At 65.6% G+C, this 11,968-nt stretch carries 9 protein-coding genes; 1 reads left to right on the forward strand and 8 read right to left on the reverse strand.

Annotated elements, in window-relative coordinates; genetic code table 11:
• Positions 1–17: 17 nt before the first annotated feature.
• The 8 genes from XI05_RS22945 to cobS all read right to left on the reverse strand — a co-directional run bounded on the left by XI05_RS22945 (position 18) and on the right by cobS (position 11,022).
• Positions 18–3,182 carry an efflux RND transporter permease subunit gene (locus XI05_RS22945; protein WP_271505881.1) on the reverse strand — a complete coding sequence of 1,055 codons (3,165 nt, stop codon included), beginning with the start codon at positions 3,180–3,182 and terminating at the stop codon, positions 18–20.
• Positions 3,179–4,378 (reverse strand): efflux RND transporter periplasmic adaptor subunit, encoded by a 1,200-nt coding sequence (locus XI05_RS22950; protein ID WP_271505884.1) that lies wholly within the window; start codon positions 4,376–4,378, stop codon positions 3,179–3,181. Before XI05_RS22950 ends, XI05_RS22945 begins: the two co-directional genes overlap by 4 nt.
• Before the next feature lie 299 nt (positions 4,379–4,677).
• Positions 4,678–5,085, reverse strand: coding sequence for a hypothetical protein (locus tag XI05_RS22955; RefSeq protein ID WP_172786554.1), 408 nt, complete (start codon positions 5,083–5,085; stop codon positions 4,678–4,680).
• A gap of 205 nt (positions 5,086–5,290) precedes the next feature.
• Positions 5,291–6,403 (reverse strand): NADH:flavin oxidoreductase/NADH oxidase, encoded by a 1,113-nt coding sequence (locus XI05_RS22960; protein WP_271505887.1) that lies wholly within the window; start codon positions 6,401–6,403, stop codon positions 5,291–5,293.
• A 231-nt stretch (positions 6,404–6,634) separates the two neighbouring features.
• Positions 6,635–7,708: an esterase-like activity of phytase family protein gene (locus XI05_RS22965; protein ID WP_271505890.1), complete on the reverse strand. Its 1,074-nt coding sequence runs from the start codon at positions 7,706–7,708 to the stop codon at positions 6,635–6,637.
• Complete coding sequence (gene cobT / locus XI05_RS22970; RefSeq protein WP_271505893.1) at positions 7,705–9,612, reverse strand: cobaltochelatase subunit CobT; 1,908 nt, start codon at positions 9,610–9,612, stop codon at positions 7,705–7,707. The genes XI05_RS22965 and cobT overlap by 4 nt, the downstream gene beginning before the upstream one ends.
• On the reverse strand, positions 9,609–10,019 hold the full coding sequence (locus XI05_RS22975; protein ID WP_212258908.1) for a GNAT family N-acetyltransferase: 411 nt from the start codon (positions 10,017–10,019) through the stop codon (positions 9,609–9,611). The genes cobT and XI05_RS22975 overlap by 4 nt, the downstream gene beginning before the upstream one ends.
• A 4-nt stretch (positions 10,020–10,023) precedes the next feature.
• On the reverse strand, positions 10,024–11,022 hold the full coding sequence (cobS, locus tag XI05_RS22980) for a cobaltochelatase subunit CobS (protein WP_172786549.1): 999 nt from the start codon (positions 11,020–11,022) through the stop codon (positions 10,024–10,026).
• Positions 11,023–11,316: 294 nt separating this feature from the next.
• On the opposite strand from cobS, the gene XI05_RS22985 reads away from it, so the two are divergent.
• Positions 11,317–11,968, forward strand: a 652-nt coding sequence (locus tag XI05_RS22985; protein ID WP_271505896.1) for a DedA family protein, incomplete at its 3' end; no start/stop codon positions are given.

Genomic DNA, 11,968 nt, shown 5'->3' on the forward strand with positions numbered 1-11,968 from the left:
TTGGCCAACGGCAGACGTCAGGCCACCGCCCCCGGCTTCTTGTCGCGCCGCCCCTCCGCCAGGTTCCGCACCACGACATAGAAGATCGGCGTGAACAGAAGACCGAACAGGGTGACGCCGATCATGCCGAAGAACACGGCGACGCCGACGGCCTGGCGCATCTCCGAGCCGGAGCCGGTCGAGATCACCAGCGGCAGCACGCCGAGAATGAAGGCGAAGGAGGTCATCAGGATCGGCCGCAGGCGCAGGCGGCAGGCATCGATGACAGCCTCGAGCCGCGGCTTGCCTTCGTTCTCGATGTCGCGCGCGAACTCGACGATCAGGATCGCGTTCTTCGCCGCCAGTCCCACCAGCACGACGAAACCGATCTGGGTGAGGATGTTGACGTCCTGGCCCATGATGCGCACCCCGATGGTGGCGGCGAGCAGGCACATCGGCACGATCAGGATCACCGCGAACGGCAGCGTCCAGCTGCCATATTGCGCGGCGAGCACGAGATAGACGAACAGCACGCAAATCGGGAACACGTAGAGACCGGCATTGCCGCCGGTAATCTGCTGATAGGACAGGTCGGTCCATTCGAAGGTGAAGCCGCTCGGCAAGGTGTCGTTCGCGAGCTGCTTGATGGCGTTGAGCGCGGTGGTCGAGCTGGTGCCCGGCGCCGGCTCGCCCTGGAGCTCGGAGGCCGCGTAGAGATTGTAGCGCGCGACGCGGTCGGGTCCCGAGACGTCCTTGAACTCGACCACGCTGCCGAGCATCACCATGTCGCCGGAGGCATTGCGCGTGCGCAGGCGCGCAAGATCGCTCGGCTCTTTTCGGTACGGGAAGTCGGCCTGCGCGGTGACGTGATAGGTGCGGCCGAACAGGTTGAAGTCGTTGACATAGGTCGATCCGAAATAGGTCTGGATCGTCTCGTTGATGTTGGAGATCGGCACGCCCAGCTTCTGCGCCTTGGTGCGGTCGATATCGACGAAAAGCTGGGGCGTGTTGGCCGTGAACGGCGAGAACACTGCGGGGCCGAGCAGCAAGGGCGATTTGCGCGCGGCGGCGACGAGCTCGTCGGTGGCCGCAGCGAGCATTTCAGGCCCGCGGCCCTGGCGATCCTGGATGCGGATGGCAAAGCCGCCGCCGGTGCCGATGCCGGGCACGGCCGGCGGCGGAATCACGATGATGAAGGCACCCTGGATCGCGGACAGCCGCTTGCGCAGCTCGGCCGTAATGGCGGTGGCCGACAGGCCCTTCTTCAGCCGCACCTCCGGCTCGTCGAACACGGGGAATAGCGCCGCCGCATTGCCGGCCTGCGTGCGGGTGGCGCCGGAGAAACCGGCAAAGGCAGCGACGCGAACGATGCCCGGCGTATCCAGCGAGATCCGCTCGATCTCACGCACGACCTCGGTGGTGCGCGCCAGCGACGCCGCGCCCGGCAATTGCACCGATATGATGACGTAGCCGCGATCCTGCGCCGGGATGAAGCCCTGCGGCGTGGTCGCGATCAGCCAGCCGGCGCTGCCGATCAGCACGACGTAGAACAGCAGCATCACCACCGAATGCCGGATCACGAAATTGGCGAGGCCGGCATAGCCATGCGAGAGCCGGTCGAACAGACGGTTGAACACGCCTGTGAAGGCATTCCAGCCGCGCGCAATGACATTCCAGCTGGCCGGCGGCCGCTTCTCCTCATGCGGCGTGAGGATCTGCGAGGCCAGCGCGGGCGAGAGCGTCAGCGAGCAGAAGCAGGAGATCGCGGTCGCGACCGCGATGGTGACGGCGAACTGCTGGAAGAATTGCCCGGAAATGCCGCCGAGGAAAGCGGTCGGCACGAACACCGCGCATAGCACCAGCGCGATCGAGACCAGTGCGCCGCCGACCTCCTCCATCGTCTTCAGTGCCGCATCGCGACGGCTGAGGCCGTGCTCGAGATGGCGCTCGACATTCTCGACCACGACGATGGCGTCATCGACCACGATGCCGACGGCGAGGACGAGCCCGAACAGGGTGAGATTGTTGATGGAGAAGCCGAGCGCCGCCATCACCGCGAAGGTGCCGACCAGCGACACCGGGATCGCGATGATCGGAATGATCGCGGGCCGCCAGCCCTGCAGGAATACCAGCACGACGACGACCACGAGCAGCATGGCTTCGTAGATGGTCTTGATCAGCTCGTGGACCGACTGGGCGATGAACTCGGTCGGATTGTAGCCGATATTGTAGTCGAGGCCCTTGGGAAAGCTCTCCTTGAGCCTCGTCATGGTGTCGGAGATGTTCTTCGCGGTCGCGAGCGCGTTCGAGCCCGGCCGCTGCGTCACCAGCATGGCGACCGCCGACTTGCGCAGCAGGAAGCTGTTGGTGGAATAGGCCAGCGCCCCGAGCTCGATGCGGGCGACGTCGCGCAAGCGAACGACCCTGCCGTCGGCGCCTGCCTTGATCAGGATGTCCTCGAACTGCTTCTGGTCCTTCAACCGCCCGGTGAAGGTGAGGTTGGGCTGGAAGGCGCGGTCGACGATCGGCGGCTCGGCAATCTGGCCACCGGCGATCTGCACGTTCTGGGCGCGGATCGCCGCCAGCACCTCGGCCGACGTCAGTCCGAGATTGGCGATCCGGTCAGGGTCGAGCCACAACCGCATCGAATAGTCGCGCGCGCCGAAAATCTGGATGTCGCCGACGCCGTCGATGCGCAAGAGCTGGTCGCGGACCTGCAGCAGGGCGTAGTTCGAGATGTAGAGCTGGTCGAACGTGTCGTCAGGCGACAGCATGAACACGACCATCAGAATATCGGGCGAGTTCTTGCGTGTGGTGACGCCGTTGCGCTGCACTTCTTCAGGCAGCCGCGGCTGCGCGATGGCGACGCGGTTCTGCACCAGCACCTGCGCCTTGTCGAGATCGGTGCCGAGCTTGAAGGTGACGGTGATGGTGAGCTGGCCGTTCGAGGTGGCCTGGCTGTAGAGGTACAGCATGTCCTCGACGCCGTTGATCTCCTGCTCGATGGGAGCTGCGACCGTGTCGGACACGGTCTGCGCGGAGGCGCCGGGATATTGCGTGGTGACGACGACGGTCGGCGGCACCACTTGCGGATATTCGGAGACCGGCAGCGTCGTGTAGGCGAGCGCGCCGACGATCAGGAGCACGATCGACAGCACCATCGCGAGGATGGGCTGGTTGATGGAGAGACGGCCGAGATTCATGGCTTGCCACCGGCTGGGGCTTGCGCGGTCTGGGGAGCGACCTTTGCGCCGACGCGGGCGCGCTGGATGCCGTTGACGATGACGCGGTCGTCGGCCTTCAGCCCGTCACGGATCACACGCAGGCCGTCGTCGAGCGGTCCGAGCACCACGGGGCGTGCCTCGACCGTGTCGTCAGGCTTGACAACGAAGACGATCTTGCGGGACTGGTCGGTCGCAATCGCAACGTCCGGAATCAGCAGCGCCTCGTAGGGCGCGCTGCCGATCAGGCGGACGCGGCCGAACTGCCCGGGCAGGATCGACAGATCGGTGTTCTTGACCACCGCGCGGCTGCGCAGCGTGCCGGTCGAGACGTCCAGCCGATTGTCGAGGAAATTGACGGTGCCCTCGTGCGACGGCTTGGTCTCGCCGGCGAGAGTCACTTGCACCGGGTTCGCCGTATCGCGCGAGCTTGGCCGCCGTCCCTCGAACCACAGCTTGCTGTATTTGATGAACGTTGCCTCATCCATGTCGAAATAGATGTAGATCGGATCGAGTGCGACGATCGACGTGAGCAGCGTCGAGGTGCCGGTGTCGCTGCCCTGCACGAGATTGCCGGGGCTGACGAGATGGCGGCTGACGCGGCCGGTCAGCGGCGCGGCCACATGCGTGAACTCGATGTTGAGCTTGGCAGCCTTGAGCGCGCCTTCGGCCTGCATCTCGGCGGCGTGCGCGGCCTGCAGGGCCTGGCGGCGCTGGTCGACGACCTGCTCGGAGACTGCGCTGGTCTGCACCAAATTCAGACCACGATCGAGCTCGCGCTTGGCAAGCTCGACTCTTGCCCGTGCGTCGGACAGCTGGCCCTCCGCCTGAGTCGCCACCGCCTCGAACGGGCGCGGATCGATCACGTAGAGCAGGTCACCCTGGCGCACGATGGCGCCGTCCTGGAATTCGACCGAGTTGACGAAGCCGCCGACCCGCGGCCGCACCTGGACCTCCTCCACCGCCTCGAAGCGGCCGGTGAACTCGTCCCAATCGGTGACCGTGCGCTTGACCGGCTGGGCGACCGTCACCGGCGGCGGTGGCGGGGCCGCAGCCTGCGATGCCGGCTTGTCGCAGCCGGACAGGGCGAATGCCGCGGCGAGAAGCCCGGCGACTGCGCTGACCTGAACGAAATCGTGCTTTTTGATCAACTGCCTGCTTCCGTCCGGTCCGCTCATCCCCAGGTCCTCGCATCCAAGCCGCAGGAAATGCAGGGTACGCCTCTACCTGCGGGCGTCACAAGATGGGCAGCAAAGATGAACTCTTCAAGACCGATGCGCTTGCAATGCTTCGAACGATGCCCTGACCGGATAACGGGTTGACAGGGAGAGAGACGACGCCGTGAAAGGCCGTTGAGGCTGGCCAGACCCTGCCGTGCAGGACCGGGCTCTCGGACTTGCCAGCTTTTCCCCGCGGCCGTCCTTCGAGATGCCCGCTGGAGGCGCGCGCCTCCTGAGAGAGAGAGAGAGAGAGAGAGCTACTTCCGCAGCCTGGCCTTGGCGCCGGCGACGATCTGCATGGCGACGCCGGCGATCCAGCCCACGAGGACGAGCCAGGTCCAGGCCATGTGCGGATCGAGCCGGAGCACGATTACGGCGACCGAGGCAAAGGCGGTGAGCGTGGCGCACAGCGTGCCGGCGGCGCTCATGAGCTCGGCGGCGTCGATCTGGCTGTGCGCATCGTCGAAAGGCATCTGCGGCGTATCGATGCCGAGATAGAAGCCGATGCCGCCGAGCAGCATCATCAGCAGCAGGAAGCCCTGCGTGGTGAGAGTGGGGATCGCCGAGCCGACATAGGCGCCGACGAACAATCCGCACGCGGCTCCCGCCATGGCAAGACCGACGCGCTCGAACACATGGGCGGTTTTACGAACACGAAAATGCATGGCCAGCCTCCGCGAGGCGTTGAGTGCTGAGAGGTTAGGCCAGTTTTGCGGTGGGTGGAAGGCGAGGAGTTTTACGGATGCGTGACGGGGGTGAGAGCGAGCGCAACACACTCAGCAATCGTCCCGGACAAGCGCGCGGAGCGAAGCGCAGATCATCCGGGACGACAGCGGAGCTTATAGCGCCGTCATCGCACCACAATCGCCCTCACCGCGCCCCGAACGTGGTCTTGCCGAACAGCGCCTTCTGCGTCGAGGGCTGCGAGCGCCAGTATTGCGGCGGCGCTTCGACCACCCCGCCGAGCTCGGCGGCGGCGTGCCAGCCCCAGCGCGGATCGTAGAGCAGGCCGCGCGCAATCGCGACCATGTCGGCCTTGCCCGATGCGACGATCTCCTCCGCGTGCTTCGGCTCGGTGATGAGGCCGACGGCGATGGTGGGCAGGCCGGTCTCGCGCTTGATCGCCTCTGCAAACTGCACCTGATAACCGGGACCGAGCGGGATTTTCTGCAGCGGCGAGACGCCGCCGGAGGACGCATCGATCCAGTCGACGCCGCGCGCCTTCAGCGCGTTCGCGAATTCGATGGTTTGCGCCAGATCCCAGCCGCCCTCGACCCAGTCGGTGGAGGACACCCGTATGCCGACCGGCTTGTCAGCGGGGAACGCCGCACGCACCGCGTCGAACAACTCCAGCGGAAAGCGCATGCGGTTCTCGAGGCTGCCGCCATATTCATCGGTGCGCTTGTTGGAGATCGGCGAAAGGAATTGATGAATCAGATAGCCATGCGCGCCATGGACCTCGATAGCGTCGATGCCGAGCCGCGCGGCGCGCTTGGTCGAATCGACGAAGGCCTCGCGGATGCGCTTCAGGCCCACCGCATCCAGTGCCAGCGGGGCGGCCTCGCCCTCCTTGTGCGGCACCGCCGACGGCGCCACCGTCTGCCAGCCGCCCTGCCCTTCCGGAATCAATTGGCCGCCGTCCCAGGGGCGCGCGCTCGAAGCCTTGCGGCCGGCATGGGCGAGCTGCATCGCGATCGCGGTTGAGGAATGCTTGCGCACCGAATTGAGGATCTGATGCAGCGCGGCCTCGCAGGCATCGCTGTAGAGCCCGAGGCAGCCCGGCGTGATGCGGCCGATCGCCTCGACATGCGTCGCCTCGATGCAGAACATCGCCGCGCCCGACAGGCTGAGATTGTTGATGTGGGTGAAGTGCCAATCCGTGGCGACGCCGTCCTCGGCCGAATATTGGCACATCGGCGACACCATGAGGCGGTTCTTCAAGGTCAGGCCGCGCAGCTCGATCGGGGAAAACAGGGCGCTCATGCGGGGAGTTCCGGAGGATGGAGGGGCAATGCGAGAAGAGTGTAGTGAGGGACGCGCGGATTGCTAGGCACGCGGGGGAATGGCGGGCCGTGGGGCCATGCATTGCGCGCGTCGTACAAATTCGGTTGTCATCCCGGGGCACGCGCAGCGTGAGCCCGGGATCCATAACCACAGGATCCGGTATGGGTCCCGGGCTCGCGACTCCGTCGCGCCCCGGGACGACGGCTGTGGCTACTCCGCCAGCGTGAATTGCAGCAGCAGGGTTCGCTGCAGCATCGAGAAATTGTCGTCGGAGATCAGGGTCAGCACCGTCTCCCCCTCGGCCGTGACGTGGGCGTCGATGCCTTCCATGTTGTCGATCTCGTGGCCGAGATCGGCGGCGAACAGCGCGGGGCCATCGACCAGCGCACCGGGCGCGATTGCTTTCAGCGGGATAGCGCGGATGCGGATGTTGACGCCGGTGAACCAGGAGAATTTGCGTTCGAGGATGAGCAGTTCGCCGGAGGGCAGCAGCACGGCATCGCTGATGTCGTATTTCTCGGTGCGCCGCACGCTGAACTGGCCGGGCGTGGGACCGCCGATCAGGAAGGCGATGAGGTTGCCGTCGGCATCGAGCCCGCGCTCGGAGAAGGCGATCAGCGTGCCGGCGAGCGGCTGCCCTTTGGGCACGACGACCATCGCCTCCAGCCCCTTGTTGGAGGGCAGCTTGCGCAAGGCGGGTGGGACGGCAATCACCTCCCCACGGGCGCGGGTGCCGCCCTTGGCAAAATCGTAGCGCAGGATCTGGTTGACGCGCTCGAGCCCGACATAGACGAGACTGCCGTCGCGCGCGATCGATTCCGAATCCCACCAGAGGTGCTTTTCAGTGATCGGCCGCCCTTCGGCGCCGAGCAGCGGCGCGGCCTCGACGTCGGCAAGGCCGACCATGTCGCGGCCGGAATAGCGGATGCTGCCGGTGAACCAGCCGCCCTGGTCGGAGATCGCGAGGAAACGCTCGCCCTTGCCGTCGAGGAAGCGGAGGCCTGACAGGCCGCCGAAGCCGCGATAGGGCGAGGTCAGCGCCAGGCCGCTGCGATAGTCCAGCGAGCCGAAGCGCGTGCGCGTGCGGTCGCGCGGCTCGAAATTGGGAATGCTGCGCGCGTTGACCTCGACGCTGACGGGCGCCGCGACGGCGTGCTCGACCTGAAGCGGGCGCGGTGGCGGCTCGGTCGCGGCTTGCGCCTGCGCGAACCTGGAGACTGCGAAGGTGGAGAATCCCGCCGCGGCGTGCCTGAGAAAGCTGCGGCGGGATGAAATCGTGCTCACGAATGCAATTTGCGTCGCGGGCGACCGGCCGCTTGCGTTGGCGCCGTGTTGGTCTCGCTGAAGAGCTCGGCGAGCTTTTCGGTGATCGCGCCGCCGAGCTCCTCGGCGTCCACGATCGTCACGGCGCGGCGATAATAGCGCGTCACGTCATGGCCGATGCCGATCGCGATCAGCTCGACCGGCGAGCGGGTCTCGATCTCCTCGATGATGTGGCGCAGATGCCGCTCGAGGTAGTTGCCGGGATTGACCGACAGCGTGGAATCGTCGACCGGCGCGCCGTCCGAGATCATCATCAGGATCTTGCGCTGCTCGGGCCGGCCGAGCAGGCGCTTGTGCGCCCAGTCCAGCGCCTCGCCGTCGATGTTCTCCTTCAGCAGCCCCTCGCGCATCATCAAGCCAAGGTTTTTGCGCGCACGACGCCAGGGAGCATCGGCCGACTTGTAGATGATGTGACGGAGATCGTTGAGGCGGCCGGGATTGGCCGGCTTGCCGGCGGCAAGCCACGCCTCGCGCGATTGCCCGCCCTTCCAGGCCCGCGTGGTGAAGCCCAAAATCTCGACCTTGACGCCGCAACGCTCCAGCGTGCGCGCGAGGATGTCGGCGCAGGTCGCGGCGACCGTGATCGGGCGGCCGCGCATCGAGCCGGAATTGTCGAGCAGCAGCGTCACCACGGTGTCGCGGAAGGTCGCCTCCTTCTCGTGCATGAAGGACAGCGGATGATAGGGATCGGTGACGACGCGCGAGAGGCGCGCAGGGTCGAGGATGCCCTCTTCGAGGTCGAACTCCCAGGCGCGGTTCTGCTGCGCCATCAGGCGGCGCTGCAGCCGGTTGGCGAGACGGGCGACGATGCCTTGCAGATGTGCGAGCTGCTTGTCGAGATAGGCGCGCAGCCGCTCCAGCTCGTCATGGTCGCAGAGATCCTCGGCGGCGATGACCTCGTCGAATTTCGGCGCGAAGGCGTGATATTCCGGCCCGCGCGGCTCGTTCCTGCCGTGCTGGTTCGGGCGCGTCGCCTCGCCCGGCGTCTCGTCGTCGCCGAGCTCGCCGTCATCGAAGGTGTCGGAGGTCGAGGCCTGCGCGCTTTCCATCGCGCTCTCGCTCATCTCCTCGGATGTTGCCTGCGCCTGGTCGGCGCTCATCTCCTGCGCGGCATCGGAATCGGGCGAGCCCTCGGCGCCGGACTGGTCATTGTCACCGTCCTGGTTCTCCTCGTTCTCGTCGTTGTCCTCGCTGTCGGCGTTGCGCTCGTCCCCGAGCTCGAGTGCCGACAAGAGATCATGCACGGCATCGCCGAACTTGGTCTGATCCTCGAGCACGCCATCGAGCCGGTCGAGCCGCCTGCCGATCTTGTCTTCGAGAATGGGGCGCCAGAGATCGACCATCTTCTTGGCGGCCGTCGGCGGCGCCATGCCGGTGAGGCGCTCGCGCACCAGCATCGCCAGCGCGTCCGCCAGCGGCGCGTCGGCGCGGTCGGTGATCTCGTCGAACTTGCCGCGGTGGAAATGGTCGTCGAGCATCGCGGTGAGGTTCTTGGCAACGCCCGCCATGCGGCGCGCGCCGATCGCCTCGACGCGGGCCTGCTCCACCGCCTCGAACACGCCGCGCGCCTGCGGATTGCCGGGCATCAGCTTGCGATGAACCTTGGGATCGTGACAGGCGATCTTGAGCGCGATGGAATCGGCGTGGCCGCGCACGATGGCGGCGTCACGCTTGGTCATCTTGCGCGCCGGCTCCGGCAGCCGCGCTTTGCCGGGCGCCAGGCCCGGCCGCTCGGCGGCGAAGGAGACATCGAGCTCGGGCGATTTCGCGATCGCCTTGAGACAGGAGGCGACCGAGCGCTTGAACGGCTCGGTCGGCGCTTCCTTGTTGCTGCGGAATTTGGAGTTGGATGATGATGTGCTCATAGCGACTTCGTAAACGAATGGCGCGTCACGCCGCCGGGATAGCCGTCGATGGTGCCGAATTCCTGATACCCGCAAGAACGATAGAAGCCCGGCGCCTGGAAACTCATCGTATCGACATGGGCCCGGATCGCGCCGAGCCGTCTTGCCTCGTCCTCGATCGCCGCGATCAGCTTCGTGCCGTGACCCTTGCCGCGCTGCTTCTGGTCGATCCAGAAGTACTGGATGAACAGAACCGTGGACCAGAGGTGCCCGACGATGCCGCCGACGATCTTGCGGCCGTCCTTCAGCGAAACCGCGATGCTCTTGACCTTCTGCTTCCCAAACTTCTCGTCGTTGTAAGCGCCGAGACCGGCGAGCACAGCCTTCTTGGTGGTACCAATGGTGCGCTCGACGGTGATGGTTTGCATCGGGTCAGCTGAGCGCCACGTTGACCGCCGATTCCGGCAGCTCCGCATTGAAGCAGCGCTGATAGAACTCGGCGACCAGGGGACGCTCGAGCTCGTCGCACTTGTTGAGGAAGGTGACGCGGAAGGCGAAGCCGATATCGCCGAAGATGTCGGAATTTTCCGCCCAAGTGATCACCGTGCGCGGGCTCATCACCGTCGACAGATCGCCATTGGCGAAGGCGTTACGGGTGAGATCGGCAAGGCGCACCATCTTGTTGACGATGTCGCGGCCTTCCTGGGTGCGATAATGCTTGGCCTTGGCCAGCACGATCTCGACTTCCTCGTCGTGGCTGAGATAGTTCAGCGTGGTGACGATCGACCAGCGGTCCATCTGGCCCTGGTTGATCTGCTGGGTGCCGTGATAGAGGCCCGAGGTGTCGCCGAGGCCAACCGTATTCGCCGTGGCAAAAAGCCGGAAGGCCGGATGCGGCTTGATCACCTTGTTCTGGTCGAGCAGCGTCAGGCGACCCGAGACTTCCAGCACGCGCTGGATCACGAACATCACGTCCGGGCGGCCGGCGTCGTATTCGTCGAACACCAGCGCGACGTTGTTCTGCAGCGCCCAGGGCAAAATGCCGTCGCGGAATTCGGTGACCTGCTTGCCGTCGCGGACCACGATGGAGTCCTTGCCGACGAGGTCGATACGGCTGATGTGGCTGTCGAGGTTGACGCGCACGCAGGGCCAGTTCAGGCGTGCCGCGACCTGCTCGATATGGGTGGATTTGCCGGTGCCGTGATAGCCGGTCACCATCACGCGGCGGTTGCGGGCGAAGCCGGCGAGAATGGCGAGCGTGGTGGCGCGGTCGAAGCGATAATCGGAATCGACTTCGGGCACGTGAGGATCGACTTCGGAATAGGCCGGCACTTCGAGATCGCTGTCGATCCCGAACACCTGGCGCACCGACACCTTCATGTCGGGCTGACCGGAAACTTCCTCAACTTTGGACAGGGCGGCGGTCGTCATCAATCCTCCGAGGTCCCGGGCGGTCCCGAAACCGGTTATTCGCACGTTGGCTGCGGCTGGGTGCTGAAAATCAACCTATCAGAGACAACGAGCCGGCAGAAGCCCGCCCACCAATCAAAGTTCCGTTGTCTTTTCATTTAGATAGGCAAGGAGCGCGGTTTTTGGAGGGCTGCCTTGCGAATCACGCCCAAATTCGGGCGGGTCGCGCCGTTCCGTGCGAATGGTTACTTTGGCCGTATGCGGTTACTTATGTAGGGTCCGAAGCTCCCATGCTCCAGCCCTTCAAGAGACGACGTGACGTCCTTTCTCGATCCCCTCATCGCCTTCGTCTCCGCCCATCCGTGGCTGGCCTACCTGACCCTGTTCCTGGCGGCGCTGCTCGAAGCCGTTCCGGTGGTTGGATCGGTGATCCCCGGCTCGACCATCATCCTGGCGCTGAGCGCCCTGGTCCCGGGCGGCGAATTGCAGCTGCCGTGGGTGCTACTCGCGGCCGCAGCCGGCGCCGTGCTCGGTGACGGCTCGGCCTATTGGATCGGGCATAGGCGGCAGCGGGAAATCCTCAACACCTGGCCGCTGACCAATTATCCGCGCCTGGTCGCCGAGAGCGAGAATTTCTTCCACCGCTTCGGCACCTGGGCCGTGTTCTTCGCCCGCTTCGTGCCGCCGATCCGCGCGTTTGTCCCGGTTACGGCCGGCGCGCTTGGCATGGCGCCCGCGAAATTCTATGCCGTGAACATCCCGGCGATCCTGGCCTGGGCGCCCGCCCATGTGCTGCCGGGCGTGTTGGCAGTGTCGGCGCTGCACGAATATGCCGGGCTGCATCATCACGGACATGTCGGCAAGCACGTTTGGATCTTGACGGTGGTAGCCGTCGCGATCGTGCTGGGCGTGGCCGTGTGGATCTATCGCCGGCGGAATGGTGATGTCGCGGCGAAGACGCCGCAGG

Source organism: Bradyrhizobium sp. CCBAU 11357, from assembly GCF_028128865.1.
Classification (GTDB): Bacteria; Pseudomonadota; Alphaproteobacteria; order Rhizobiales; family Xanthobacteraceae; genus Bradyrhizobium.

Bases quoted from the DNA above. Each gene is read 5' to 3' on its own strand.
- XI05_RS22945 (WP_271505881.1), bottom strand. From the start codon at position 3,182: ATGAATCTCGGCCGTCTCTCCATCAACCAGCCCATCCTCGCGATGGTG.
- XI05_RS22950 (WP_271505884.1), bottom strand. From the start codon at position 4,378: ATGAGCGGACCGGACGGAAGCAGGCAGTTGATCAAAAAGCACGATTTC.
- XI05_RS22955 (WP_172786554.1), bottom strand. From the start codon at position 5,085: ATGCATTTTCGTGTTCGTAAAACCGCCCATGTGTTCGAGCGCGTCGGT.
- XI05_RS22960 (WP_271505887.1), bottom strand. From the start codon at position 6,403: ATGAGCGCCCTGTTTTCCCCGATCGAGCTGCGCGGCCTGACCTTGAAG.
- cobT (WP_271505893.1), bottom strand. From the start codon at position 9,612: ATGAGCACATCATCATCCAACTCCAAATTCCGCAGCAACAAGGAAGCG.
- XI05_RS22975 (WP_212258908.1), bottom strand. From the start codon at position 10,019: ATGCAAACCATCACCGTCGAGCGCACCATTGGTACCACCAAGAAGGCT.
- cobS (WP_172786549.1), bottom strand. From the start codon at position 11,022: ATGACGACCGCCGCCCTGTCCAAAGTTGAGGAAGTTTCCGGTCAGCCC.